The sequence below is a fragment of the Amycolatopsis sp. N2S4-7 genome (genome assembly GCF_058119595.1).
In genome coordinates, this window is record NZ_CP172299.1 from 5988838 (window position 1) to 6014853 (window position 26016).

25 protein-coding genes are annotated in these 26016 nt (G+C 70.6%); 8 read left to right on the forward strand and 17 right to left on the reverse strand.

All coding sequences use genetic code 11. The annotated features are described in order from the left end of the window. Positions 1–435 (reverse strand): hypothetical protein, encoded by a 435-nt coding sequence (locus tag ACH54P_RS28175; RefSeq protein ID WP_489906351.1) that lies wholly within the window; start codon positions 433–435, stop codon positions 1–3. A 31-nt stretch (positions 436–466) separates the two neighbouring features. Beyond that, positions 467–1093 carry a hypothetical protein gene (locus ACH54P_RS28180; protein ID WP_489916672.1) on the reverse strand — a complete coding sequence of 209 codons (627 nt, stop codon included), beginning with the start codon at positions 1091–1093 and terminating at the stop codon, positions 467–469. A 144-nt stretch (positions 1094–1237) separates the two neighbouring features. Here ACH54P_RS28180 and wzm point away from each other — a divergent pair, with 144 nt between their 5' ends. From wzm to glfT1, 3 genes are read left to right on the forward strand one after another with little or no spacing between them, the layout of a single operon-like run. Next, positions 1238–2191: a galactan export ABC transporter permease subunit Wzm/RfbD gene (gene wzm, locus ACH54P_RS28185; protein ID WP_489906352.1), complete on the forward strand. Its 954-nt coding sequence runs from the start codon at positions 1238–1240 to the stop codon at positions 2189–2191. Between the two features lie 3 nt (positions 2192–2194). Next, positions 2195–3010 (forward strand): galactan export ABC transporter ATP-binding subunit Wzt/RfbE, encoded by an 816-nt coding sequence (gene wzt / locus ACH54P_RS28190; RefSeq protein ID WP_489906353.1) that lies wholly within the window; start codon positions 2195–2197, stop codon positions 3008–3010. After that, positions 3010–3918: a galactofuranosyltransferase GlfT1 gene (gene glfT1, locus ACH54P_RS28195; protein ID WP_489906354.1), complete on the forward strand. Its 909-nt coding sequence runs from the start codon at positions 3010–3012 to the stop codon at positions 3916–3918. The genes wzt and glfT1 overlap by 1 nt, the downstream gene beginning before the upstream one ends. A 53-nt stretch (positions 3919–3971) precedes the next feature. Here glfT1 and ACH54P_RS28200 read toward each other — a convergent pair whose 3' ends face one another. The 4 genes from ACH54P_RS28200 to ACH54P_RS28215 all read right to left on the reverse strand — a co-directional run bounded on the left by ACH54P_RS28200 (position 3972) and on the right by ACH54P_RS28215 (position 7377). Beyond that, positions 3972–5450: a hypothetical protein gene (locus tag ACH54P_RS28200; RefSeq protein WP_489906355.1), complete on the reverse strand. Its 1479-nt coding sequence runs from the start codon at positions 5448–5450 to the stop codon at positions 3972–3974. Between the two features lie 11 nt (positions 5451–5461). Next, a complete protein-coding gene (locus ACH54P_RS28205; protein ID WP_489906356.1) occupies positions 5462–6034 on the reverse strand; it encodes a DUF3558 domain-containing protein in 573 nt (190 codons plus the stop codon). 4 nt (positions 6035–6038) lie between these two features. Then, a complete protein-coding gene (locus ACH54P_RS28210) occupies positions 6039–6482 on the reverse strand; it encodes a hypothetical protein (protein ID WP_489906357.1) in 444 nt (147 codons plus the stop codon). A gap of 130 nt (positions 6483–6612) precedes the next feature. Then, the gene (locus ACH54P_RS28215; protein WP_489906358.1) at positions 6613–7377 is read right to left on the reverse strand and encodes an ESX secretion-associated protein EspG; all 765 of its coding nucleotides are present in this window, start codon (positions 7375–7377) and stop codon (positions 6613–6615) included. Between the two features lie 132 nt (positions 7378–7509). On the opposite strand from ACH54P_RS28215, the gene ACH54P_RS28220 reads away from it, so the two are divergent. Beyond that, on the forward strand, positions 7510–7755 hold the full coding sequence (locus ACH54P_RS28220) for a hypothetical protein (RefSeq protein ID WP_465442913.1): 246 nt from the start codon (positions 7510–7512) through the stop codon (positions 7753–7755). Between the two features lie 54 nt (positions 7756–7809). Here the strand turns inward: ACH54P_RS28220 and ACH54P_RS28225 are convergent, their stop codons facing one another. Together ACH54P_RS28225 and ACH54P_RS28230 are read right to left on the reverse strand one after the other, a co-directional pair. After that, a complete protein-coding gene (locus ACH54P_RS28225) occupies positions 7810–9729 on the reverse strand; it encodes a glycosyltransferase (protein WP_489906359.1) in 1920 nt (639 codons plus the stop codon). A gap of 8 nt (positions 9730–9737) precedes the next feature. Beyond that, on the reverse strand, positions 9738–10274 hold the full coding sequence (locus tag ACH54P_RS28230; RefSeq protein WP_489906360.1) for a GtrA family protein: 537 nt from the start codon (positions 10272–10274) through the stop codon (positions 9738–9740). 161 nt (positions 10275–10435) lie between these two features. On the opposite strand from ACH54P_RS28230, the gene dprE1 reads away from it, so the two are divergent. Together dprE1 and dprE2 are read left to right on the forward strand one after the other, a co-directional pair. After that, positions 10436–11770: a decaprenylphosphoryl-beta-D-ribose oxidase gene (gene dprE1 / locus ACH54P_RS28235; RefSeq protein WP_489906361.1), complete on the forward strand. Its 1335-nt coding sequence runs from the start codon at positions 10436–10438 to the stop codon at positions 11768–11770. Beyond that, positions 11767–12522, forward strand: coding sequence for a decaprenylphospho-beta-D-erythro-pentofuranosid-2-ulose 2-reductase (gene dprE2, locus ACH54P_RS28240; protein ID WP_489906362.1), 756 nt, complete (start codon positions 11767–11769; stop codon positions 12520–12522). The genes dprE1 and dprE2 overlap by 4 nt, the downstream gene beginning before the upstream one ends. 35 nt (positions 12523–12557) lie before the next feature. Here dprE2 and ACH54P_RS28245 read toward each other — a convergent pair whose 3' ends face one another. The 5 genes from ACH54P_RS28245 to glf form a co-directional block, all read right to left on the reverse strand. Beyond that, positions 12558–14075 carry a hypothetical protein gene (locus ACH54P_RS28245; RefSeq protein ID WP_489906363.1) on the reverse strand — a complete coding sequence of 506 codons (1518 nt, stop codon included), beginning with the start codon at positions 14073–14075 and terminating at the stop codon, positions 12558–12560. 115 nt (positions 14076–14190) lie between these two features. Then, a complete protein-coding gene (locus ACH54P_RS28250) occupies positions 14191–15024 on the reverse strand; it encodes a hypothetical protein (RefSeq protein WP_489906364.1) in 834 nt (277 codons plus the stop codon). A 114-nt stretch (positions 15025–15138) separates the two neighbouring features. Then, entirely contained in the window at positions 15139–16113 is a 975-nt protein-coding gene (locus ACH54P_RS28255; protein WP_489906365.1) for a decaprenyl-phosphate phosphoribosyltransferase, read from the reverse strand. Beyond that, positions 16110–16628 carry a phosphatase PAP2 family protein gene (locus ACH54P_RS28260; RefSeq protein WP_489906366.1) on the reverse strand — a complete coding sequence of 173 codons (519 nt, stop codon included), beginning with the start codon at positions 16626–16628 and terminating at the stop codon, positions 16110–16112. The genes ACH54P_RS28255 and ACH54P_RS28260 overlap by 4 nt, the downstream gene beginning before the upstream one ends. Next, positions 16621–17844 carry a UDP-galactopyranose mutase gene (gene glf / locus ACH54P_RS28265; protein WP_489906367.1) on the reverse strand — a complete coding sequence of 408 codons (1224 nt, stop codon included), beginning with the start codon at positions 17842–17844 and terminating at the stop codon, positions 16621–16623. Before glf ends, ACH54P_RS28260 begins: the two co-directional genes overlap by 8 nt. Positions 17845–17923: 79 nt before the next feature. Between glf and ACH54P_RS28270 the strand changes: the two genes are divergently transcribed. Continuing rightward, positions 17924–19933: a DUF6541 family protein gene (locus tag ACH54P_RS28270; protein ID WP_489906368.1), complete on the forward strand. Its 2010-nt coding sequence runs from the start codon at positions 17924–17926 to the stop codon at positions 19931–19933. A 155-nt stretch (positions 19934–20088) separates the two neighbouring features. Here the strand turns inward: ACH54P_RS28270 and ACH54P_RS28275 are convergent, their stop codons facing one another. Continuing rightward, the gene (locus ACH54P_RS28275; RefSeq protein WP_489906369.1) at positions 20089–20976 is read right to left on the reverse strand and encodes an LLM class flavin-dependent oxidoreductase; all 888 of its coding nucleotides are present in this window, start codon (positions 20974–20976) and stop codon (positions 20089–20091) included. Between the two features lie 151 nt (positions 20977–21127). Here ACH54P_RS28275 and ACH54P_RS28280 point away from each other — a divergent pair, with 151 nt between their 5' ends. Then, positions 21128–21928 carry an HAD family hydrolase gene (locus tag ACH54P_RS28280; protein ID WP_489916674.1) on the forward strand — a complete coding sequence of 267 codons (801 nt, stop codon included), beginning with the start codon at positions 21128–21130 and terminating at the stop codon, positions 21926–21928. On the opposite strand, the gene ACH54P_RS28285 is transcribed toward ACH54P_RS28280, so the two are convergent. The 3 genes from ACH54P_RS28285 to ACH54P_RS28295 are packed head-to-tail and all read right to left on the reverse strand — an operon-like array spanning position 21925 to position 25754. Beyond that, entirely contained in the window at positions 21925–22653 is a 729-nt protein-coding gene (locus ACH54P_RS28285) for a lysophospholipid acyltransferase family protein (RefSeq protein WP_489906370.1), read from the reverse strand. The two genes, ACH54P_RS28280 and ACH54P_RS28285, sit on opposite strands and share 4 nt — an antisense overlap. A gap of 9 nt (positions 22654–22662) precedes the next feature. Then, positions 22663–24102 carry a glycan biosynthesis hexose transferase WsfD gene (gene wsfD / locus ACH54P_RS28290; RefSeq protein ID WP_489906371.1) on the reverse strand — a complete coding sequence of 480 codons (1440 nt, stop codon included), beginning with the start codon at positions 24100–24102 and terminating at the stop codon, positions 22663–22665. After that, positions 24099–25754, reverse strand: a complete 1656-nt coding sequence (locus tag ACH54P_RS28295) for a DUF8728 domain-containing protein (RefSeq protein WP_489906372.1) — start codon at positions 25752–25754, stop codon at positions 24099–24101. Before ACH54P_RS28295 ends, wsfD begins: the two co-directional genes overlap by 4 nt. Positions 25755–26016 lie beyond the last annotated feature (262 nt).

The following is a 26016-nucleotide window of genomic DNA, read 5'->3' on the forward strand; positions in this document are numbered from 1 at the left end:
CTACTGGGCGACGGGCTGCTCGGCCCGGTCCTCGAGCCGGCGGAGCCGGTCCTCGTAGCGGGAGATGCCCGCGAGCCGGACGCGGATCTGCGCGTGCTGCCGCTGGATCTCCTCGATCAGCGTGCGGGCCTCGGCGATCTGCGGGGCGTCGGCGTTCGGCACCAGCGAGATCGACTCGCGCAGCGTCTCCAGGCGCCCTTCCTGGGCGGCCACGTGCGGGATCAGCCGGTCGAGCTCGGCGCGCGCCCAGCGCAGGTCGCCACGGGCCTGCTCGAGGCCGTGCTCGGCGTTGTCGAGCCGGCGCCGGTGGTCGGCGGTCGCGTGCTCGAGGTTGTTGACGCGGTCGGCGAGGCCGCGCGTGCGTTCGTCGACCCGGAAGTCCACGACCCGGACGATCCGGTCGATCAGGCCTCTGCCCAGCTTCTGCACTGCCATGGGGTGTTCCTTACGTGAGTGGGACGCGCGCTCAGCGCAGGAGGGTGGTGTCGCCGGTCTTGGTCCAGGAGTCCAGCAGCCGCCCTTCGGCGGCGATCTGGTGCTCCGGGCCGACGATGCAGGAGTCGCCGGCGGCGTGCTCCCACGAGGTCTGGTCGGGGTTGTCGATGAACGAGAACCCGGTGAGCACGAGCTGCGCGGTCGGGAACGACGTCCGCGCGATCCACGCCGCCAGCGTGCCGGTGGTCGACCACGTCGGCTCGGTGCGGGTCGGCAGGCCCAGCGCGTCCGACAGCGGCAGCACGACCTCGCGGTTGGACACCGGGACCGCGCCGAGGTCCGCGGGCCACCAGCCCGGCAGGTCTTCCGGCTCCCAGTGCATCCGGCCGGGCTCGACCAGCAGGTAGAGGCGCTTGCGGTAGTCCTGGAACACGTACGGGGTGGCCCGGATCGCCCGGTTGAACACCACGACGTGCGTCCGGCTGCCGACGATCTCCTCGCCAGGCTTGTCGACGACGAAGCCGTTGACCCGGATCACCAGGTCGCACGCGTCGATCGCCTTCGCGCGCTGGGGGTCGGGCGGGAGCGGCTGGTTGCCGACGACGGCCACCGCTCGCGGATCCGGCCGGTCGGCGTAGGCCGCGAGCAGGTTGACCATCAGGCTCGCCGCGCCGAGAGCAGCAGTCATAAGCCGAGAAAGTACCAGCACGCAGGACACACCCCGCCGCGTAGCGGCCCCTAACCTCTACCACACGGGCGGGGTGGCCCGGACGCCGCTCATCCCATCGGTACCCTCGTCCACGTGCATGCCACCAGCACGGTTCAGGCCGCGGACTCACCCGTAACGACGTCGGCTCCACCGACGTCGGACAGCAAGACGTTCGCGCGTGCCTTCGCCGACATCAAGGCCGGTTTCCGCGCCCGCGAGCTGTGGGGTCACCTCGGCTGGCAGGACATCAAGCAGCGCTACCGCCGCTCGGTGATCGGGCCCTTCTGGATCACGATCAGCCAAGCCGTCATCGCGCTCGGGCTCGGGCTGCTGTACTCGCAGCTGTTCAACTCGCCCATCCAGGTGTTCCTGCCCTACCTGTCCACCGGTTTCATCCTGTGGGGCTTCATCAGCGGCTGCCTCGCCGAGGGCATGGAGACCTTCATCTCCAACGAGGGGCTGATCAAGCAGCTCCCGGCGCCGCTGAGCGTGTACATGCTGCGCACCGTGTGGCGGCAGACGCTGCTGCTGGCGCACAACATGATCGTCTACGTCGTGATCCTGGTGATCTTCTTCAGCGCGCTGGACAACCGGTACTCGCTGGGCTCGCCGGACGGCCTCTGCCACGCGGGCCTGTACTGCCACCCCGGCCTGAGCTGGAACATCCTGCTCGCGATCCCGGGCTTCTTCCTGCTGGCGCTGAACGCGGGCTGGGTGACGCTGCTGCTGGGCATCATCTCCACCCGGTTCCGCGACATCCCGCAGGTCATCAACTCGCTGATCCAGCTGCTGTTCTACGGCACACCCATCGTGTGGCCGGTCGACCAGCTGATGGGCGGCGGGGCGCGGTCGGGCATCTCGTGGGTGCTGCCGATCATCCAGGCGAACCCGCTGTACCACTTCATGCAGGTGGTCCGGGCGCCGCTGATCGGCCAGTCGTTCACACCGGGCAACTGGATCGTGGTCGGCTCCATCACCATCGTCGGCTGGGCGCTCGCGCTCGTCGCGATGCGCAACTACCGTGCTCGCGTCTCCTACTGGGTGTGACAAATGGTCAGCATTGACGTTCAGAACGCCTTCGTCGACTTCCCGATCTTCGACGCGAAGACCCGGTCGATGAAGAAGAAGGTCCTCGGCAAGGTCGGCGGCAAGATCGGCACCGACACCAAGGTGCCGATCATCGAAGCCCTGCACGACGTGACCCTGAACCTCCGCGAAGGCGACCGCGTCGGGCTCGTCGGGCACAACGGCGCCGGCAAGTCGACGCTGCTGCGGCTGCTGGCCGGGATCTACGAGCCGACCCGGGGTTCGTCGCGGATCCAGGGGAAGATCGCGCCGGTGTTCGACCTCGGGGTCGGCATGGACCCGGAGATCTCCGGCGAGGAGAACATCATCATCCGCGGTCTCTTCCTCGGCATGACGGCCAAGGAGATGGAGAAGCGGGTCGACGACATCGCGGAGTTCACCGAGCTCGGCGACTACCTCCAGATGCCGCTGCGGACGTACTCGACGGGTATGCGCGTGCGGCTGGCGCTGGGTGTCGTCACCTCCATCGACCCCGAGATCCTCATCCTCGACGAGGGCATCGGCGCGGTCGACGCGGCGTTCCTCAACAAGGCCCGCGACCGGCTCAAGGACCTGGTCAAGCGCTCGGGCATCCTGGTGTTCGCCAGCCACTCGGACGAGTTCCTGTTCGAGCTGTGCGACTCGGCGATCTGGATGGACGAGGGGCACCTCAAGCAACAGGGTTCGCTGCGAGACGTCCTCACGTCCTACAAGGGCCGCGACCCGTTCGAGAACATGAGCAAGGAAACCCTGGAGCGCTTCGGCATCGAGCCGGTGGCGACGACGAACGGCGGGGAATGATGGTCAGCGAGACCCGGCAGCTGCCCGACGGCGCGGTTGTCGGCGTGGTCGTCACGCGGCACCGGCGCGAGCTGCTCGCGGACTCGCTGAAGGTCATCGCGGCCCAGACCCGGCCGGTCGACCACCTGGTCGTGGTGGACAACGGGCCGGACGACTCGGCTCGCGAAGTCGTCGAGAACTACCCGCTGCCGGTCACGTACCTGCCGTCGCACCGGAACCTCGGCGGTGCCGGCGGGTTCGCGCTGGGCATGCTGCACGCGCTGTCGCTGGGCGCGGACTGGGTCTGGCTGGCCGACGACGACGGGCGCCCAGCCGACGAGAACGTGCTCGCGATCCTGCTGGCGGAAGCGGAAAAGCGGAACCTGGCGGAGATTTCGCCGGTGGTGTCGAACATCGACGCGCCGGACAAGCTGGCGTTCCCGCTGCGCCGCGGCCTCACCTGGAAGCGGTCGCAGGCGGAGCTGGGCCTGGACTTCCTGCCCGGCATCGCGTCCCTGATGAACGGCGCGCTCTTCCGCGCGTCCACTTTGGACGTCGTCGGTGTGCCGGACCTCCGTCTGTTCTTCCGCGGCGACGAGGTCGAACTGCACCGGCGGCTCGTCCGCTCCGGGCTCCCGTTCGGCACGTCGCTCAAGACGAAGTACCTGCACCCGGACGGCTCCGACGAGTTCAAGCCGATGCTGGGCGGCAAGTTCCACGCGCAGGACCCGGAGAACGAGGTCAAGCGCTACTACACGTACCGCAACCGCGGGTACCTGCTGTCCCAGCCGGGCATGCGCAAGATCGGCGCGCTGGAGATCGTCCGGTTCGGCCTGTACTTCGTGGGCGTGAAGCGGGACCCGAAGGCGTTCCTGCAGTGGCTGAAGCTGGTCCGGCAGGGCCGGGCGGAGAAGTTCTACCGCTACTGAACCCGCATGCGAAAAGGGCCCCCGCGTTCGCGGGGGCCCTTTTAGTTCGGTCCTTATTCGCCGATGACCGGCGGAGCCGTGCGCATGTCGGTGCCGAAGACCTCGTCGGGGTCACCCTCGACCAGGTACGTCGGGCGCGAGTGCTCCGTGTCCTCGTCGCCTTCGCCCTTCTGGCCACGGCCCATGCCGCCGCCCGGGCCCATGCCACCGCGGCCGCCGGCGCCCGAGCCGAGGCCACCCATGCCGCGGCCCGCCGCCGCCTCGGCCGCGCCGATGCCGCCCGGCCGGGCCGCACCCGACGCGGCGCCCGCGCCCGTCGCGTTGCCGGCCCCCGAGCCGCCGGGGCCGAAGCCGCCGCCGCCCCGGCCGCCGCCGCCGCCGACCTTGGAGTTGTACGCCTCGTCGCCGCCGAAGTTCATGCCGCCCATCGGCATCGGGCTCATCGGGGGCATCCCGCCGAACTGCTGGTTCGGGTTCGGCGTCGACCCACCCGGGATCGAGCCCGGCGTGAAGCTGGACGGCGTCGTGGTGCCCGCCGGCACGAAACCCGACCCGGTGGTCGAGCCGGGGCCGGAGATGTGCGGCGTGACGTTGGCGCCCGGGATGTCGCCGGTGGTGAAGTTGTTGTTCGTCCCGCTCGGCGTGTTCACCGGGTTGCCGCCCGGCATGGTGACGCCGGAGTGGTCCTGGATCCCCCGCTTGTCCCCGGTGCCGTTGGGGTCGTCGGAGCCGCCGCCGGCACTGAAGCTGGGCGGCGGCGCGAACGCGGGCTGCTTCGACGCGGCCTCGTAGAGGTTCTTGTCGTAGGTCGACATGACGCCGGCGGCCTGCTCGTGCGCCGCCTGGCTGTCCTTCTGCTTCTGGAGGGACTTGTCGACGTTGTCGGCCAGGTTGAACGGGTTCGACGTCGCCCAGGAACCGAACTCGTCCTTCCAGCTGAACGGGATCGGGGCGGGCATCGAGTTCTTCGCCGTGGCCGCGGCCTGGCCCTGGTCGTAGATGGTCTCCGAAGCCAGCTTCGCGTTCTGCGAGTTGGCGTCGGACCACTTGCTGAGGCTGGAGAAGTACTGCTGCGCGCTGTCGGCGGCGCTGCCTTCCCAGGTGCCCTTGGACGCGTTGACGGCGGTGGTCATCGACTGGGCGAACTTGTCGAAGACCTGGTGGACCTGGTGGTAGGCGGTCGAAACCTCGGAGACCTGCTCGACGTTGAGGTTGCTCTCGAGGAACCCCTGGAGCTGGGTGTGGTCGGTGCCCTTGTAGTCCGCGTTCGGCGCGTGCAGGCCCTGCACGTACTCGACGTCACGGCCCTTGGTGGCCTCCGCGACGTTCTTGTCGCCCATCTCCTGGGCCTGGTTCTTCGCCTTGGCTTGGGCGATCCACTGCTGGACCGGACCGAACAGCCAGCTGCCGGGGTCGACGCCCTCTTCCGCTTTCTGCTGGAGGTAGGCATCGCGCTCGGCAGGAGCCATGTCCTGCACTTCTTGGGGCGTCTTGTCCGCCGTCTTCGGCGGCGGGCTCTGTCGCGTGGTCATCTGAACTCCCCTTACCCCTTGGGCAGCTTCGGCTCGACGGCCTTCGTGGCCACTTCTTCGGCGATCTGGCACGCCTCGTCCGACGAAGCGACCGCCGTGACCTCCACGTCCACCCGGGACGAGTCGCCGACGGCCAGGGCCAGCGTGCACCCGGGCGCGACGCCGTCCGGCGATTCCTTCGCCTTGCGGCCGTTGACGTCCTTGTCGGTCACCCCGCGGCCGGTGTCCCTGACCTGGTCGATCGAGGCGTCGTCACGGACGTTCGCCCCGATCACCATGGACTTGTCGCTCGCCGAGGCGATCTGCTTCTGGTACGTGCACGACCGCGCGGTGCCGATCTTGCCGTTCTCCGGTGCGTCGAACTGGCCGTAGCCGGTCAGGTCGCTCATGGCGAGGAGCGAGCAGGGATCGGTGATCGACTGGGTCCCGCCGCCGCCCGCGGACGAAGTCTCCGGCGCCTGCGACGACCCGGCAGGCGACGACTGCGCGGGTGACGCGGTTCCGCCCTGGGTGGTGGTGCACCCGGCCAGCAGTGCCCCGCCGGCGACGAGCGGAAGAACGATGCGAACGAAGAGTTTCGTCATTACCTCAGGCCTGCTTGGTCTTGAACGCGGAGAATGCTTCGTCTTCGGTGGCGGTGTAGAGGCCGGCTGCCCTGGCCAGGGCCTGGTCGGCCTGCGTGGCCACTTCCCGGAGCTGGTTCAGCACGGCCCGCGCCGACCCCGTGGCTTCGGTGGCGCTCTTCTGGTCGTGCGAGGCGACAGTCTGCCCGTACGGGTGGCTCCCGAGCTGCGGCGCCTGGTCCAGCGCGTACACCTTGTGCCCAAGGCCGTCGAGGTCCTTGACCAGCGCGGTCAGCGCGTCGCGGATCGGCTTCACGCCCTCCGGCGTGATCTTGAAGCCACCGCTCGCCGCCGCGGCGACCAGCTTGTCGGTTTCCGCCTTGGCGGCCTGCACCGCGGCGCCCATGGCGCCGGAAGAAAGCGGATTGATGAGGTCCGTGATGGAGGCGCTGCCCCCGCCGTCAGCCATTTGCATCGCTGTGCCACCCCGAATTCGCTTCACCGTGCGTGTGCACCCGGAAGTCTACTAGCCGGGCACTCGGCGCAACCGCCGTTCACCGATCTTCACCTGGGACGCGGGGCGGCGCCGGGCGGTTCCCTCAGAACTGGCCTTCGAGCTGGGCGTACAACTGCTGGGCGAGCCGCGCGTTGTCGGCCGGGGCGTAGGTGATCCAGCGCTGACCGTCGGCGGCCGCGCGCGACGACATCAGCCAGCGGCCGGACGGCGTGTCGAACCAGGCCAGCGGGGGGAACGTGCCGCCGCGGGTCTGGGCCGTGAACTGGCCGACGCGCTTCTTCGGTTCCTGGAAGACGCGCTCGATCATCCGGACCTGGGGGCCGCCGGCACTGCTGTTCGAGCGCGGGCCGGAGACGCCGGCGAACGGGTCGTACGTGTCGTCGCGGCGCTGGTGGCGGGGCTGCTCCACCGGGCGCGAGATGGTGACGGACTGGCCGGGCGCGGCCGGGGTGAGCGGGAGCAGGTCGACGATCGCCGGCACGATGCCGGTCGGGCGGACCTCCTCGAAGACGATGAGGTTCTCCTCCTGCCGGGCGAGCACCGCGAACTGGCCGTCGGACGCCACGCGGGCGAACAGGTGCCGGTCGCCCAGCTCGGCGGCCGCGTTGATCACCACGCTGCCCCGGACGAAGGTGGCCAGGGCCAGCTCGGCGTCCGCGTCGAGGCGGCCGCGCTGCCACAGCCCGCGGCCGGTCAGGTCGCGGATGACGGCGTCGCGGATCATCGCGCGCTGCTCGACGGTCGTGCCGACGTGCGGCACCTCGAACGGCGTCGGCGCGCGACCCAGCCCGAGCTGTTCGAGCAGGATGTCCACCGCTGCCAGTGACAGCGAGAACGAGTGCGGCATCGCTTCTTCCCCCCGGGGTTCTTCCGGCCTTCGGGAAAACGGTAGTCCACCGCGCGCGCCGCCCGCAGCCGGATGCTCCGCCCTCAGCGAACCGCCTTGCCGCGCGAAGATCGCCGCTGGTCCGATGGAGGCATGGCTGACCCGAAACCCGCACTCGTGCTGCACCTCGCCACCGGTGGCGAGCCGCTGCTGTTCGCCCTGACGACCGAAGAGTCCGGGAAGCTGGCGGGCAAGCTCGCCCAGCTCGTCCGGTCCGGCGCGGTCGAGACGGTGACCACCAAGGACCACTCGGAGGTCGCGATCAACTTCGCCCACGTCGCCGCCGCGTACGTCGACGACCTCACCCGCAAGAGCACCGTCTTCGGCATGCACGGCTGACGCGCGAAGGCCGCCTCACGGCGAGCGTGAGACGGCCTTCGCGGCAAGCCGGGATCAGAGCTTGTACAGGCGCTTCCAGTTCTCGCGCGAGGTCAGCTCGGGCATGGCCCGCTTGTACTGCTCCTGCACCGCCGCGCCTTCCTTGCGCAGCCGCTGGACGACCTTCGCGCCGCGCTTGGCCAGCTCGAACATCTTCGCCCGGTCGTAGTGCCGGACGCGGACGCCTTCCTGGTTCGCGTCGGTGACCACCGCGGTGTCGAACAGGGCGATGTGCCACCAGTTCGCCTCGTCGATCGGCACCGCGCCGAGCCCGAACCGGCTGCGGCCGAGCACCCGGTCGAGGACCCGCTTGATCAGCACCAGGCGCTGCATGCTGGGCCGCGGCGCGCTGTTGATGATGCCGATGTCGTTGGACGCGATGCCCGGGACGTCGGTCGCCTTGTGGCGCTTGGTCTCCGGGTACTCGTCGCGGATGCGGCGGATCTCCTTCATCGCCTCGACGCCGCCGTCACGCAGGATCTGCGGGCCCTCGAGGAAGTCCTCGACGGCCTTGATCAGCGTCGCCGACAGGCCGTACTGCATGCCGAGCAGGTAGCGGACCAGCTGCGCGAGCAGCACGCGGGACAGCAGGTTGAGGTTGAACGGCGAGTGCAGCGCCGCGGTGATGATCGAGTTGCGCAGGTTGAAGTACCGGTGCCACTCGTCCCAGTCCTTCATGTGGAAGTCCGCGTGCCACACGCCCGCGCCCGGCAGCGTCACGGTCGGGAAGCCGTGCGCGCGGGCCCGGTAGGAGTACTCGGCGTCGTCCCACTGGAAGAAGAACGGCAGCGGGTAGCCGGTGGCCTGCACGACCTCGTAGGGGATCAGGCACGACCACCAGCCGTTGTAGCCGGCGTCGAGGCGGCGTTCCTGGCGGTTCGGCTTCAGCGTCTCCTCGTCCACGCCGAGCAGGTCGGCGGTGGTCAGGGAGTGCTCGACCGGCTGGCCGGGCTCGAGCGTGTTGAGCCGGGCGTACTCGGCGCCGACGTGCAGCTGGTTCGGGTGGAACAGGTTCAGCATCTGGCCGCCGACGATGATCGGGTGGGCGGCGCGGTTGGAGAACGCCGTCATCCGGATCACCAGGTCCGGCTCCAGCAGCACGTCGTCGTCCATGAACAGCACGTTCGCGTGCTCGGTGGCGGTGTGGCCGGCCACCTCGAACAGGCCGCGGGTGAAGCCGCCGGCGCCGCCGAGGTTGGGCTGCTTGATGTAGTGCAGCTTGTCGGCCAGGTCCTTGGCGACCTGCTCGAAGCCCTCACGGGACTCGACGAGGTCGGTGCCCTGGTCGGCGACGTAGATGGCGTCCAGGGTCTCCAGCGACGACACGTCCGCGGCGAGGGCCTGGAGGTTCTTCAGGCAGTCGTCGGCGCGGTTCATCGTGCAGATGGTCACCGCGGTCGGGCGGATCTTCTCGGGTGCCTCGACGGTCCAGCGGACCTGCTCGACGCGCAGGGTCTGCCCGCCTTCGGTCTCGAGGTCGAGCCAGAGCGCGCCGCCGTCGTAGAACTTGTCCAGCTTGCCGGTCAGCGTCACCTTCGCCTGCTTGGCGTCCGCGACCAGCTCCGCCGCGACGACGCGCGGCTCGCCCTCGACGTCCGAGGCGCCCATCGACAGCTGCCCGGTGCCGGTGACGACGGCCTCCACCGAGACCTCGGACACGTTCGTCCAGCGCTGCCAGTAGCTGGCCGGGAACCGGCCGAAGTACGTGTTGCCGGACACCTTGGAGGCGGGCTCGAGGGTCAGCACCGCACGTTCCCGCACGGCCGAGCCCCATTCGAGCTCGGCGTACAGGTCCTTGCTGACGATCGGCGCCGGGCCGGCGTACAGCCCGCGCTGCGCCGTCAGGCGACCCTGCGGAGTGTGCTCGGTGAACCGCGTCTCGGCGGCCGCGCCGGCTTGGGTGGTCGGCGCCGGGGTTGCTGTTTTACCGGGCATGAAGTTCCTCAGTTCTCCTCAGTCGGCAGCGCTTTTGGGGGGTCCAGGGGGGCTCGCCCCCCGGCTGGGGCCTGGGGCTCGGCCCCAGAGGACGGAGCCTCGCGGAAGACGACCCACTTGAGCATCACGAAATTGATCACGGTGGCGGTGGCCTGCGACACGGCCCAGCACAGCGTGTGCTGCCACGCGGACTCCGGCAGCACCTGCAGCATGAGCTGGTTCACCCCGACCGCGACGAAGAACGTGACGGTGTAGAGCAGGACGAACGAGCCGACCTGCGCCTTCCCGTCACGGCGCCCGCCGGCGAAGGTGAACTTCCGGTTCAGGAAGAAGGCCGTGGTGGTGCCCACGATGAAACTGATAGCGCGAGCGACGTCGACCCACGGTGAAGCGGCCATCCCGGCCGCCTGGGTCAGCAGGGTGTAGGTGCCCAGGTCGACCAGCGCGCAGAAGCCGCCGATCAGGGCGAAGCGGATGAGCTGGCCCAGTAGTCCAGGGGATGACTGAGCAGCCGTTACGTCGGCTTGCGGATCGGTCGCCACCACTGCTTTACCTCGTTGCCTGAGTCATGGTCACCCGGGCGGGCGCTTGTGCCTTGATGCGCAAAGTGTAGAAGCGGGCACTTCAGGGTCACGTTCCGGGCGTCAGTCGGCGTGGCTACCCTGGTCGAGTGACCCATGCACCCGATACACAGCGTCGCACGCTCATGGGCTGGGCGCGGACGTCACCGACCACCGCCGACGTGCTGACCACCGCCGATGTGGAGGTGATCGCCCGCGCGGTGGCCCAGGCCGGTGCACGCGGCGTCATCGCGCGCGGCCTCGGCCGGTCCTACGGCGACCCGGCGCAGAACGCCGGCGGCCTCGTCGTCGACATGACCGCGCTGAACCGGATCCACTCGATCGACCCCGACTCCGCGCTCGTCGTCGTCGACGCCGGCGTGAGCCTGGACCAGCTGATGCGCGAGGCGCTGCCGTACGGCCTGTGGGTCCCGGTGCTGCCGGGCACCCGGCAGGTGACGATCGGCGGCGCGATCGCCAACGACATCCACGGCAAGAACCACCACAGCGCGGGCAGCTTCGGCAACCACGTCGTGTCGATGGACCTGATCACCGCGGACGGGCAGATCCGCACGCTGACGCCGGAGGGCCCGGACGCCGAGCTGTTCTGGGCGACCGTGGCGGGCATCGGCCTGACCGGGATCATCGTCCGGGCGACGATCCGGATGACCAAGACCGAGACGGCGTACTTCAAGGCCGACAACGAGCGGACGAACAACCTCGACGAGACGCTCGAGCTGGTCAGCAACGGCTCCGACGACAACTACACGTACTCGTCGGCGTGGTTCGACACGATCTCCACCGGCTCGAAGCTGGGCCGCGCCGCCTTCGGCCGCGGCTCGCTGGCCAAGCTGGACGAGCTGCCGCCGAAGCTGCGCGCCGAGCCCCTCAAGTTCGACGCGCCGCAGCTGGCGACCCTGCCGGACGTCTTCCCGAACGGTCTGGCGAACAAGCTGACCTTCGGCGCCATCGGCGAGCTGTACTACCGGAAGACGCCGAAGGAAGCCCGCGGCGTGATCCAGAACCTGACCGCCTTCTACCACCCGCTGGACCTGTTCGGCGAGTGGAACCGGGCCTACGGCTCGAAGGGCTTCCTGCAGTACCAGTTCTCGACGCCGCCGAACGCGCACGAGCCGTTGCGCCGGATCGTCAAGAAGATCGCCGAGTCAGGGCACGTGTCCTTCCTCAACGTCTTCAAGCGGATGGGCGAGGGCAACGCGGCGCCGCTGTCGTTCCCGCACCCGGGCTGGATGGTCTGCGTCGACTTCCCGATCAAGGACGGCCTCGGCCGGTTCTGCCAGGAGCTCGACGACGACGTCCTGGAGCTGGGCGGCCGGCTGTACACCGCGAAGGACTCGCGCACCTCGCCCGAGACGTTCGCGAAGATGTACCCGCGGCTCGAAGAATGGCGCAAGGTCCGCGCTTCCATCGACCCCGAAGGCGTTTTCGCCTCTGACATGAGCCGGAGGCTCGAACTGTGATCGACGCGGTGGGCAACCCCCAGTCCCTTCTCCTGCTCGGCGGCACGTCCGACATCGCGCTGGCGATCGCCGAGAAGTACCTGGCCGGGAAGCCGCTGCGGGTCGTGCTGGCCGCCCGGCCGTCGCCGCGCCTCGAAGCGGCCGTGCAGCGCCTGAAGGACCGCGGCGCCGAGGTGTCCACGGTGGACTTCGACGCCAAGGACACGGCCTCGCACCCCGGCGTGCTGGCCAAGGCGTTCGAGGGCGGCGACATCGACGTCGCGGTCGTGGCGTTCGGCCTCCTCGGCGACCCGGAAGAGGTCTGGCAGGACCACGCGAAGGCCGTCGAACTGGCCACGGTGAACTACACCGCCGCGGTCTCGGTCGGCGTCGCGCTGTCGGAGAAGCTCAAGGCACAGGGCCACGGCACGGTGATCGCGCTGTCGTCGGTGGCGGGCGAGCGCGTCCGCCGGTCCAACTTCGTCTACGGCTCGACCAAGGCCGGCTTCGACGGCTTCTACCTGGGCCTCGGTGAGGCGCTCGCGCCGTCCGGGGTGAAGGTGACGGTCGTGCGACCCGGTCACGTCAAGACGAAGATGACCGAGGGCCTGAAGGACGCACCCTTGGCGCAGACGGCCGAGCAGGTCGCCGAGACCGCCGTGACGGCCGCTCGCGCGGGCAAGGACCTGGTGTGGGCGCCGGCGCAGTTCCGCCTGGTGATGTCGGCACTGCGGCACGTCCCGCGGCCGATCTTCCGCAAGCTCCCGATCTGACGGCTCGCCCTGGGCGTTCCTGGAGACAGGTTGACTCAGCTGCCGGCGGCGTGGGCGGGCATCAGGTAGAGGTTCTGGCTGCCCATCCACGGTGAATCGATCCGCCAGCTCGCCAGTGCGGCCGGTGGTGGGGCGCGGCGGGTTGTCGCCAGGACCAGGTCCGGGCTGAGCGGGCCCACGCTGTGGTCGAAGTTGTGGAAGTTGGCTTCCAGCAGCGCCCGGCCGACGTCGCCGCTGCGGCGCTTTGTCTCCGTGATCGCCGGGTCGACTGCGCCGCGGTCGGAGAACTCGTCCACCAGCTCGCAGTCGCAGGCGTACGCCAGTGCGCCCACCTCGCCCGCCGTTTCCACCTTGCGGCCGTGGGCGATCGCTGCCAGCTGCTGGCCGATTTCGCGGTACTCGTCCGTCGATGCGTGGTTGCTGGTGATCGGGGCGAACTGGCGTGGGAGCCCTGGCAGCGCGTACACCGCGACGCTCGCCGCGAGGACCGCGCCGGCCAGCGTCCACGTTCCGCGGCGCACCCGTTCCGGGACCGCGGACGCGCAGGCGGCGAGGAAGATCGTCGCGCCGATGATGCTCGGGGCGTAGTACCAGTGGTACGGCGGCACGCCGAGCCGGCTGTAGGCCAGGTAGTGCAGGGCACCCGCGACGGCGAGCGCCGCGAACGGCGTCAGGCGGCGGGCGGTTTCGGAGCCGCGGCGGTACTGGACGACCCAGACCACCCCGGCCAGGGCGGCGAGCAGCAGCGGCAGGAACGACAGCGCGGCCGCGGCCGGGAAGTTGCGCCAGTACAGCAGCGGGCCGTTGGTGAAGCTGAACGGCCCCCACGACTGCTGGCTGATCTTGATGACCAGCGTGTCCGGCACGGCCGAGCCGAGCACCACCCAGCTGAACCCGAACCACGGCAGCGTCACCGCGACCGCCGCGAACGCCGTCCGCCAGATGCCCACCCAGAACTCGCGGCGGGCCGCGAACAGCACCGCCGCGATCAGCAGCAGGTCGATCCGGACGAGGGCGAGCAGCCCGATCACCACGCCGAGCCGTCCCGCCTTGCGCTCGCCGGCGTAGACGAGGGTCCAGACGACGCCGGTGGCGCCGAGCGCGACCTCCAGCCCGACCGACGACAGCAGCAGCGGGTTGAGCAGCAGCAACGCGAACGTCAGCGGCGCGAACGCCGCCGGCAGGCCGGTGCGCTCACCGAGGCGGCGCAGGCCCAGCACGAGCAGCACCTGCGCGGCGACGAACACGATCCCGGCGGCCAGCACGGCGTCGCGGACGACGAACGTGACCGCGCCGAGGGCCAGGACGTTCAGCGGGGACGTCGCGGTGTTCGCCGTCCCCTGTTCGATCAGGCCCCAGTGAGCGTGGAAGGCGAGGTTCTTCGCGTAGGACAGCGTGATGTACGTGTCATCGATGAGATGGTTGCTGACCAGGGCGAACATCAGAGCGGAGGCCGCCGCGGCGCCCGCGGGCAAGGCCCAGGAACGGACGGCGGGCAGGGCCGCCGGCAGCGCACGGGCGGCTTTGGGGAGTTCTGCGGAGGCGCTTCGCATCCCGGACACCGTACCTTGCCCGTGATGCTTCCGTGATCTGAGCGGAAGGCCGGTGGCGCAGCCCACAGCGGCCGGCCCGGCTACATCGCGGGGAAGTGCCGGGCCGGGGCCGGGGTCAGATGCCGTCGCCGGAGCCGGAGCCGGTGCTTCCGGAGTTGCCGGAGTTGCCGCCGCCGCGGCCGCCGAAGCCCGGGCCGTGGCCGTTGGCGCCGCCGTGGCCGTTGCCGTTCGGGCCGTCGTACTGGCGGTGGATGCCCGGCCGGCCGTCGCGGGCGCCGTGGTGGCCGGTCGCCGCCGCGATCCCGCCGACGATGCCGCCGCCGATCAGGAGGCCGAGCACGCCGACGCCGACCAGCTGGGTGGCGCGGTGCCCGACGAACCGGCGGAACCCACCGGGCCGGGCGGACGCCGGGGGCGGGCCCCAGGCGCCGTAGGCCTGGCCGGGGCCGGGCTGGGACAGCTGCGGGGTGGGTGGCGCCGCGGCCGCGGGACCGGGCTGCGCGCCAGGTGGCGGCTGCTGGCCGTGGACGGCGGTCTGGTCCGCCGCCGCGGCGGCCGACGGCGCGGCAGGCTCAGCGGGCGTGGCACCGCCGGTGGACGCGGCAGCGGGCTCATCCCGGCCCGACGCGGCAGGCCCAGCGGGCGTGGCACCGCCGGTGGACGCGGCAGCGGGCTCATCCTGGCCCGACGCGGCAGGCTCAGCGGGCGTGGCACCGCCGCCGGTGGACGGCGACGCGGCGGTGGGCTCGCCCTGGCCCTGCGCCGCGGGAGTGGCCGCGGCGGGCGTGCCCTGCGCGGCAGGCTCATCCTGGCCCGCGGCCGGGGGCGCTCCGTGGGCCTTCGTCGGCTGCTCAGCTGCGCCGGCCTGGGACGTGGGCTGTTCGACGGTGGGTTGCTCCGCGCCCGCGTCGGGCGGGACCTGCTTCGGGTCGCGCGGCTGGTCGTTCATGGTCGCTCCTGTGGTCACGGGGACGAGCGCACTGCCCGCCCCCACCACCTCAGGGTGCGCCGCTCAGCTGTGGACAAGCTGAACCGGACCTGTCGATTACCCATGCGTGAGGATTCACAGGTAGAACGACAGGAAGAGAGTCACCACCCAGGTCGCGCCGAGCACCTGCAGGATGCGGTCCTTGAGCGCGATCTCCTCGGGCTCGCCCGCGATGCCGCCGTCGACGTCGACGGCGTAGCGCAACACCGCCACCACGAACGGGACCATCGAGATGAGCGCCCACACCGAGTTGTGCTCGGTCTGGCGGATCTCGAACGCCCACAGGCAGTACGACATGATCAGGATGGCCGCCGACGTCGCCCAGACGAACCGCAGGTAGCTGGCCGAATACTTCTTCAGGGACGAGCGGATCTTCGCGCCCGTGCGCTCGAACAGCATGATCTCCGCGTAGCGCTTCCCGGCCACCATGAACAGCGAGCCGAACGCCGTGACCAGCAGGAACCACTGCGAAAGCGCGATGCCGCCCGCGACACCGCCGGCGATCGAGCGCATCAGGAAGCCCGAGCCGACGATGGCCAGGTCGACCACCGGCTGGTGCTTCAGGCCGAAGCAGTAACCGAGCTGGACGGCCTCGTAGACCCCCAGCACGACGGCGAGCTGCCAGCTCGCGAAGAACGACACGCCGAGACCGGCCAGGAAGAACACGACCGCGGCCCCGTACGCGACGGGGACCGGCACGATCCCGGCCGCGATCGGCCGGTTCCGCTTGGTCGGGTGGGCCCGGTCGGCCTCGACGTCGATGGCGTCGTTGATCAGGTAGACCGAGCTCGCCACCAGCGAAAAGGCCACGAAGGCGACGATCGCGTCGAGCAGGAGGCCCGTGCGGTCGGTCGACTTCGAGAACGCGAAGAACGGGGCCGCGAAGACCAGGACGTTCTTCACCCACTGCCGCGGCCGCGCCGTCTTGACGACGCCGCCGACCAGGCCGAACGGCCCGCGTGCGGCCGCCTCCGCCGTCACCGGGGTCTCCGGTGCCTCAGGAGTCACGGCCGTCTCGTCGCTGTTGCGCTGCTCGGTCGTTTCGCTCATGGGTTCTTCTTCAGCTTCCGTCGTATCAGACCGCCGACGAGCCCCCCGAGAGCTGCACCGGCCAGAACGTCTGTCGGATAGTGAACGCCGAGCACCAGCCGCGAGGCGAGCATCGGCGGCACCAGGGCGGGCACCAGGTTACGCCCGGTCAAGCCGGAGTAGAGCACCGCCGCCGCCGTCGTGGACGTCGCGTGCGACGACGGGAAGCTCAGCTTGCTCGGCGTGCCGACCAGGACCTCGACGCTCGGGTGATCCGGTCGCGGCCGCCTGACCACGCGTTTCACCGCGATCGACGCGGCGTGGGCGCCGACGACGCCCGCCGACGCGACCAGCCAGTCCTTGCGGCGCTTCTTGTCGACCGCCGCGCCGAGCAGGCCGAGGGCGAACCACCCGGCGCTGTGCTCGCCGAAGTGCGACAGGCCGCGCGCGGCTTTCACCGAAGCTTCACTCTTCAGAAAGCCCTGCGCCTTGGCCAGGACCGCCACCTCACCGGTGGGCTGACCCTTCTCAAGCATCGAGGGACCCGTCGAGCGGCGCGCCGTCGGTCAGGTGCGGGGCGATCTTGTTGTCGAACGCCGACAGCGCCGACCCGATCGCCATGTGCATGTCGAGGTACTTGTACGTCCCCAGCCGGCCGCCGAACAGGACGTTCTTCTCGCGCGCCTCGGCCTTGGCCAGCTCGCGGTAGGCCTCGAGCTTCTCGCGGTTCTCCGGGGTGTTGATCGGGTAGTACGGCTCGTCGTCCTCGCCCGCGAAGCGCGAGTACTCGCGGAAGATGACCGTCTTGTCCTTGGGGTAGTCCCGCTCCGGGTGGAAGTGGCGGAACTCGATGATCCGGGTGTACGGGACTTCCTGGTCGTTGTAGTTGACGACCGAGGTGCCCTGGAAGTCACCGGTCTCGGCGACCTCGGACTCGAAGTCGACGGTGCGCCAGGTGAACCGGCCCGCCGAGTAGCCGAAGTAGCGGTCCAGCGGCCCGGTGTAGACGGTCGGGGTGCCCGCCGGGATGTGCTCGCGCACGTCGAAGTAGTCGACGTTCAGCCGGATCTCGATGTTCTCGTGCTCGGCCATCTTCTCGAGCCACGCGGTGTACCCGTTGACGGGCAGGCCCTCGTAGGTGTCGTTGAAGTACCGGTTGTCGAAGGTGTACCGGACCGGCAGGCGCGTGATGATGTTGGCGCCCAGGTTCTTGGGGTCGTTCTCCCACTGCTTCGCGGTGTAACCGCGGATGAACGCTTCGTAGAGGGGACGGCCGACCAGCGAGATGGCCTTCTCCTCGAGGTTCTCCGCCGCGTTGGTGTCGAACTCCGACGCCTGCTTGGCGATGAGCTCGCGGGCCTCGTCCGGCGTGTGCGACTTGCCGAAGAACTGGTTGATCAGCGCCAGGTTCATCGGGAACGAGTAGACCTGGTCCTTGACCCGCGCGAACACCCGGTGCTGGTAGTTCGTGAACTCGGTGAACCGGTTCACGTACTCCCAGACGCGCTTGTTCGACGTGTGGAACAGGTGCGCACCGTACTTGTGCACCTCGATGCCGGTCTCCGGATCGGGCTCCGAGTACGCGTTGCCGCCCAGGTGGCTGCGCCGCTCCAGGATGAGGACCTTCTTGCCCAGCTCGGCCGCGGCCCGTTCGGCAACGGTCAGGCCGAAGAAACCGGACCCGACGACGACGAGGTCGTAACCTGCGAAATCGTCTTCAGTAATCTGTGCGGGGTTCGTGTGCGCGCTCACGGGCGTCGAGGGTACGCAGGTCGGTCACACGGCCCGCACCCGACTATCACATTTCGGCCTACGACACACCTGGAAAGCAGTGCCTGCACCCGAGGACTTCTGGAGCTACTTCGCCGCGGTGGCCACCTATCTGGCCGTACTGGCGGTGCCTGGCGGCGTCGTGGGGTGGGCGGCCGGTGTCCGCGGCTGGGCACTGGCCGGGCTCGCGCCGCTGCTCAGCTACGCCATCACCGGCCTGGCCGGCCCCTGGCTGGCGATCGCCCACGTGCCGTACGGCACGGCGAGCGTCGCCGCGTGCACCGCGCTGCTCGCCGCCGCGCTGTTCGGTCTCCGGCGGCTCGCCGTCGCGCGGGGCTGGATGACACCGGGCGCCGAGGAGCCGCCGCTGCCGTGGACGCGGCGGGCGCACCTGGCCGTCGGTGCCTGCGTCGCGATCGCCGTGGCCGTGTCGATCGCGGTGGTGGTCTCCGGCCGCGGCGGGACGACCGCGGTGTTCCAGCGCTGGGACACCGTCTTCCACGCGAACGGCATCCGCTACATCGCCGAGACCGGCGACGGCTCCCTGACCGGCATGGGCACCATCAACTGGTACCCGGACGGCTCCTTCTACCCGAACGCCTACCACCTGGTCGGCGCCCTGGTCTACGAGCTTTCCGGGACGTCGATCCCGGTCACGCTGAACGCCGTCACGATGCCGATCGCCGGGCTGTTCGCGCTGGCCATGGCCGCGCTGGTGCGCCAGCTCGGCGGCCGCGCGGTGTTCGCCGGCAGCGCCGCGCTGGTCGCCGGCGGCGCGACGACCGGGGCGTACGAGTCGGTGTCGAGCGGCCTGCTGCCGTTCGCGCTGGGCATCGTGCTGACGCCGCTGGCGGTGGTCGCGCTGCAGCGGTTCGTCGTGCGGCCGGGCGTCGACACCGGCGCGGTGCTGGCGCTGAGCGCGACCGGCCTGCTCGCCGCGCACTCGAGCGCGCTGTTCGGGGCGATCCTCTTCGCGTTCCCGGTTGTCGTGCAGCGCTGGTACCGGGCGCTGCGGGGCAGGCGCGCGGACGGCGTGCCCGAGGGCCGCCCGGCCTGGCGGGTCGTCGGCGGCGACGTCCTGCGGGTGGTGCCGGTGATGGTGGCCGCGGGCGCACTGGCCGCGCCGATGATCCTCGGCGCGATCACCTTCACGTCCGGGTCGTACCCGTACCACGCCTGGGGCTCGCACATGCCGGTCTGGAAGGCGCTGGCCATGCTGGCGACCTTCAAGCAGGTGCTGCCGGTGCCGCAGATCTGGCTCACGGTGTTCCTCGCGATCGGCGTGTTCACGCTGGTGCGGCTGCGGCGCATGCGCTGGGTGGGGCTCTCGGCGCTGGTCCTGTCGGCGCTGTTCATCGTCGTCGCGTGCTTCGGCGGCGAAGACTGGGTGATCTCGCTGTCGCGGCCGTGGTGGAACGACCGGTTCCGGCTGATGGCGCTGGCGGCGATCCCGATGTGCCTGCTCGCCGCGCACGGGATGAGCGAGGCCCAGCAGTGGCTGGCGAAGGTGGCGAGCGGCCGAGCCTGGGTGCGGGCGCGGCCGTGGCTGACCGGCCGGGTCGGGCTGGCGACGGCGGTGCTGCTGGTGGTCGCGATGGGCGTGCTGACCGGCGGGTTCTACCGCGCGGCCAACGCCAAGACGGTGTCGCTGCTGTACTACAACGGCCTGCCCGGCGAGACGGTCCCGCCGGTCAGCCAGGACGAGATCGACGCGATGGACCACCTCGGCACGCTGGGGATCCCCGCGGACCAGAAGGTGCTCAACGACCGCATGGACGGCACGGCCTGGATGTACGCGCTCACCGGCGTGCACCCGGTGGCCGGCCACTACGACGCGGGCGTGGCGCCGCCGGACGCCCTCTACCTGGCCGGGCACTTCCGCGACTACGACTCCGACCCCGAGGTCCGGGCGGCGGTTCGGCGGCTGAACGTGCACTACGTGCTGGTCGGCAGCGGCACGATCCGCCGGGACACCCCGATCGCGCCGGGTCTGCAGCACCTGGACGGGCACGACTTCGTCAAGCCCGTCTACCGGAACCCGGGTGCCGTGATCTACCGGATCGTGAAGTAAAACCCTCGTGGCCGCGGCGCCCCGTGCCGCGGCCACGAGGGCCCTCCCGTCCCCCAACCACCCCCGGGGTGATCTCGGTCGTCTGCAATGAACGACGCCTCAGGGACGGCAATCGGTTTCCCGGTCATCCGGATGTCACTCGTTCGGCCTAGCGATCAGCCGCCGTGGAGCTCCGGCAGGACGTCGCTCGCGACCTGCTCCAGGACGGTTTCGCGGCCTTCGTACGGCGACGACGACCGCGGCCAGTGCGCGATGACGTCGGTGAAGCCCAGCTCCCCCGCGCGGCCCGCCGCGTCGCGGAACGCCTCCACGCTGCTCAGCGAGAACACCGGGGAGGCGTCCAGGCTGAGGTACCGCTGGATGCTCGCCCGCTCGCGGCCGGCCGCGTCCAGGCGCTGGTCGAACAGCTCGGTGAGCTCCTTGATGCCGCGCCACCAGTCGTCGGCCGTCGCGCCGCCCTTGCCCGTGGTCACCCAGCCCGCGCCGAAGCGCGCCGCCAGCGTCATCGTGCGCGGGCCGTTCGCCGCGACGACGAAGGGCAGCCGCGGCCGCTGGACCGGCCCCGGCAGGTTGCGGGCCTCGCGGGCCCGGTAGTACTCGCCGTCGAAGTCGAACTTGTCGGTCATCAGCAGCCCGTCGAGGGCCTCGACGAACTCGGTGAACCGGTCGGCGCGCTGCTTCGCCGTCAGCTCCGGCGTGTCGAGCACCGCGCCGTCGTAGTGCAGGTGGTCGACGCCCGCGCCGACGCCGAGGACGAACCGGCCGTCGGAGATGTCGTCGAGGGTGTTGAGCTCGCGCATGAACGGCACCGGGTGCCGGGCGACCGGCGACGCCACGAAGGTGCCGAGCCGGATGCGGGACGTCACCATCGCCGCCGCGGTGAGGGTCGGGATCGCGGAGAACCACGGACCGTCGACCAGGTTGCGCCACCCCAGGTGGTCATACGTCCAGGCGTGGTCGAAGCCGTACTCCTCGGCGGCGCGCCACTTCGGCTCGGCGGCCCACCAACGATCTTCCGGAAGAATCACGATGCCTACTCGCACAGTTCCGCAAGGTAACAGTGAAGCGAAGCTTCTCCGTTGAGGGTGGTGGTGGGGAGGAAGGCGGAGGTAGCGGTACCTACCGGCAGTCGCACGGACGGGCGGGGCCCCACCCGAACGGGTCAGGGACAATGGCCGGGTGGAGAGACCCCAGTTGATCGCGTCCGACGTCGACGGCACCCTGCTCGGCCCCTCCGAAACCCTCACCGGCCGCACCATCGCGACCGTCCGCCGGGCGATCGAGGCCGGGGTGCCGTTCGTCCTGGCCAGCGGGCGGCCGCCGCGCTGGATCGCTCCGATCGCCAAGCCCCTCGAGCTGACCGGGTACGCGGTGTGCGCGAACGGCGCCGTCCTGTACGACTGCGGCCGAGAAGAGATCGTCGAGGTGCACGGTCTGCTCCGGCCCGAGCTGCTGCACGACATCGCGAGCGCGCTCGACAAGGCGTTGCCGGGCTGCCGGCTGGCCACCGAGCGGGTCAGCACCGGCGCGGTCGACCACGACATGCGCAACTTCGTGATCGAGCCGGACTACCACAACCCGTGGGGCGACGGCGAAGGCCGCACCGCGCCGCGCGCCGAGGTGCTCGGGCACCCGGCGATCAAGCTGCTGGTCAGCCACCGCGGGATGTCGTCGGACGAGATGGCCGACGCGGTGAACGCGCTGTTCGACCGCGACGTCGACGTCACCTATTCGTCGTCCGGCGGCCTGGTGGAGCTGTCCGCGCACGGGATCACCAAGGCCACGGGCCTCGTCGACGTCGTCGAACGGCTCGCGGTCGAGCCCGAGCAGGTGACCGCGTTCGGCGACATGCCCAACGACGTCGAGATGCTCCGCTGGGCCGGCCACGGCGTCGCGATGGAGAACGGGCACCCGGCGGTGCTCGCGGTGGCCGACGAGGTCACCGGCCCGGCCGGCGAAGACGGCGTCGCGCAGGTGCTCGAGCGCTGGTTCTAGCGGTTGTCGAGCTCGGCCGCTTCGGCCGGGGTCGGCGCCGTCCCGCCCAGGTGCGCGGGCAGCCACCAGCGGTCCTCGTCGGACGCGGGCTGGTCCGGGTACTCGGCCTGGGCCCGGTCGAGCAGCGCGCTCATCCGGGTGCGCAGCTCCTTCGTCACGACGTCCCAGTCGTCGCCCTTCGCCGGGTGCATCGGCTCGCCGATGAGGATCGAGATCGGCACGTGCCGTCGGGTCAGGTCCTTCGGACGGCCCTTCGTCCACAGGCGCTGGGTGCCCCACAGGGCCATCGGCACGACCGGGACGTCGGCCGCCGCGGCCATCCGGACGGCACCGGACTTGATCTCCTTGACCGTGAACGAGCGGCTGATGGTGGCTTCGGGGAAGACGCCGACGACCTCGCCCGCCTGCAGCTTTCCGAGCGCCGCGCGGTAGGAGGCCAGGCCGGCGGAGCGGTCGACGGAGATGTGGTGCATCCCGCGCATCAGCGGACCGGCGATCTTGTTGTCGAAGATCTCCTTCTTCGCCATGAACCGCGTCAGCCGCTTGGCCGGGCGCGCGCCGAGGCCGCAGAAGATGAAGTCGAGGTAGCTCACGTGGTTGCACGCGATGACCGCGCCGCCGCGGCGCGGGATGTGCTCCGCACCCTCGACCCGGATGCGGTTGTCCAGAAGCCGGAACATCGTCCGGGCTGCTGCGATCACGGGCGGGTAAACCAGGTCAGCCATCCAGCAAGGTTACGGGACCGTAGGTTGTTGACGGCTGTTCAGCGAGGGAGAACACAAAACGAGGGCCAGCAGGAGCGCGAACAGGGCGACGGACTGGTGCTTGATGCCCTCGATGCCGTCCCCCAAAGCCGCGGTGCCGAACTGCGTGACCGAGACGGCGAACAGGAACGCCAGCACGACCCCCAGCGCGTTCCGCCGCTGGAACCACGCCCTGACCAGCACGAACACCCAGATCGGCACCAGCGCGAACAGGCCGAGCGGGGCGATCAGGCCGGTCAGCCACGACACCACCGGCAGCCGGTGCTCCTGCGCGTGGGGCGGGAACCCGGCGGTCTGGTCGAAGCTGCCGAGGTAGTCCGGGCGGGCGGTGAGCTGGTCGGTCGCCGCCCGGTTGAGCACGGCCAGGGTCCGGCCGGGGTGGGTCGCGAAGTACGTCACGACGTTCCGGCGGCTCATCTGGGCGCGGTACCGCGGGTACTGGGGGTCCATGGTCGCCGGGTGCGGGTGCCACCAGCCGTTGCCCGCGTACTGCGCGAACGACGGCGGCAGCCCGAGGGCGGCGAGGTCGGCCTGGGTGTCGTGCCTGCCGTCGACGATGTTCAGGAAGATCGAGTTGAACATGTTGATCTCGCGGGAGTCGTCCCCCGGGCGCTCGGCGAACGTGCCGTCGGGGGCGAGGGCCGGTTCCACGCTCTGCTGCGCGTGGAGCGTGACGGCTCCGAGGCCGCCGACGACCAGCACCGCCGCCGCCCACCGCTTCGCCCCGCGCAGCGTGCCCGGCCGGACCAGGAGCACCGCGAGCGCGAGGATCGGCAGGATGGTCAGCGTCTGGACCTTGGCGTTGACCGCCAGGACGCCGCCCGCGAGCGTCACCGCCATGCCCGCGTAGCTCCACGCGCCTTCCCGAGCGGTCAGCAGCAGGCCGCCGACGGCCAGGAGCAGGCCGAGGAAGGCCGCGCCTTCGCCGAGCACCGCGGCGAAGTAGCCGAAGAACGCCGAGTCGGCGACGACCAGCAGGAGCCCGGCCGCCACGGCCAGCCGGACGCGAAGCCGGTAGGGCAGGCCGAGCACGATCGCCGTCACGGCGGCCGCGGCGATGACACTGCTCAGCAGGCCCAGCACGACCAGGCTCAACGTCGTGTGGAGGCCGATCAGCCGTCCGATGCGGACGGCCAGGTCCGCGAGCCAGCTCTGCGAGAGCAGGTACGTCGGCCGGCACGGCGGCGGACCGGGCTCGACCGTGTAGGCGAGGTGGATGAACGGCTCCGGCAGGCCGTGCCAGGTGATCCCGGCTCCGCAGAGCACGCGGCCGCCGTCGCCGTTGTTCGACATCGCGATCGGGCGCGGCACGAGGAACCGCACCACGAACAGGGCGAGCGCTGTCACGAAGACCCCGATCCCGAGCCGCGCTTCGGTGCCCAGCTGCCGTTGCGCGACCGCGAGTTTCACGAAGGACAGGGTACGTAGCGGAAGTCCGGGCCCTGGTCGAGGTCGATGACCAAGGACTTCGCCTGCTCCGCGCGCGGGTACACGGCGACCCAGTACGGCGTGCCGACGCGGCGGAAGGTGGCGACCTCGTACTTGCCCGCGTAGACGGGGTCGATGGCGCAGTGCTGGCGGTCGGCGTAGCCGCCGTCGGGCACGGCGACGGTCGGACGGCGGCCGTTGACGATGTAGTCGTAATCGGTCGAGACGCCGCCGTCGTGGCGCCCGTCGCGGGCGATGTGGTTGTCGGTGCGGCCGAGGACGTCGATGATCAGCAGCTGCCCGCCCCGGGCGGCGAGCGCGCCGGGCGCGGCGGCGCTGACCACGGACCCGGGCGGCAGGTACTCGCCGAGCCAGCCGCCGATCTCGGTGAGCTGGTTGCCGTGCGCGCGCCAGTCGCGCACGCGGTCGAGCATTTCGGGGCTGAACACGGAGACGAGCACCGCGATCCCGGCCAGCCCGCACGCGGTCACCGGGACCAGGCGCGTCGCGGCGGGCCAGGCCTTCGGCTGGGGCGACGGCTTTCCCGCGACGTCCACGGTGAGCACGCCGTACGCCGCGACCGAGGCGACAGCCAGCAGCGGCGGCACGGGGGCCAGCAGCCGCCAGGACGGTCCCAGGTCGCCGCCCGCCAGCACGGCGACGGCGGCGAGCCCGACGACGTTCGCGAACAGCAGCCAGATCAACGCGCGGGCCTCGAGGGCCTGGGTGCGGCGCAGCAGCAACGCGACCGCGGCGACCAGGCCGAGCAGCAGGAAACCCTGGTGCGCCAAGGCGAACCCGGACAGGTAGGGCCAGCCGGTGGCGACCTGCGCACCGAGCGGGCCCGCCAGCTTCGCGGCCAGCGGCGCGGGGAGGAAGTGCTGGTAGAACGTCACCCGCCAGGCGAGCCGGGGTACCAGGAACACGAGCGCGCCCAGCGTGTAGCCCGCGGGCGCCCACCAGCTGTGCTTCTTCCTCAGCGCGGCGCCGACCAGCCAGAGGCCGGCGAGCACGGCGACCAGCACACCCTGCGGGCTGGTCATGACGGCGAACGCGACGAGCACACCGGCGACCACCGGGCGGCGCGCCGCGAGCGAGTAGCAGACGGCGAGCACGAGCAGGACGAACAGCGCGACCTCGGAACCGGACGGCCCGTAGACGGCGAGCCCGCCGGCACTCGCGGTGAGCACCGCGGCGGCGACGCCGATCGCGGGGCGCGGCTCGGCGCCCGCCGGCGCGGCCGCGGCGACGATCCGGTTGGCCAGGAAGCAGGCCACGAGCACAGAGGCCAGTGCGGAGACGACGCCGAACACGACGGCGGTGGTGCGCACGTCCGCGCCGAAGGCGGCGCGCGGCAGGGCGATCAGCACCAGCCAGAGGAAGTTCGTGTAGCCCTCGACGCGTTCACCGGGGTTGAAGACCGGGCCGTTGCCGTCGGCGATGTTCTGCGCGTAGCGGAACGAAACGAACGCGTCCTCCGTGACGGTCGCGAACAGCAGCTGATGGAGCAGCGAAAGCCCGAGGGTGAGGGCGAGGACGAAGCCACGCCAGCCGCGGTCGGTGTCGAGGCGGCCCCAGGTCAGCACCACGATCGCGGCGAGGACCAGCCACGCCACCACGACCGCGTAGACCACCCGGCCCCCTCACCTCGTCACCGCGCCTGCCCGGCCCTCCGGCGGGCGACCTCGCCAGGCTAGCGATCATCGGCGTCGATGCGTTTCTTTCGGGCTCACGACGCCCCCGAAAGACCAGTGGTTCACTCCGCCCGCGCCAGTCAAGCAGCAAAAGCAGCCCTCAATATAACCCGATCGGGTGTTGCCTTGGACGGCCGAAGCGACGTCCCGCAATTGCGCTAAACGGAGTATCGACCCCGCGCATACGGCCTATCAATGCGGG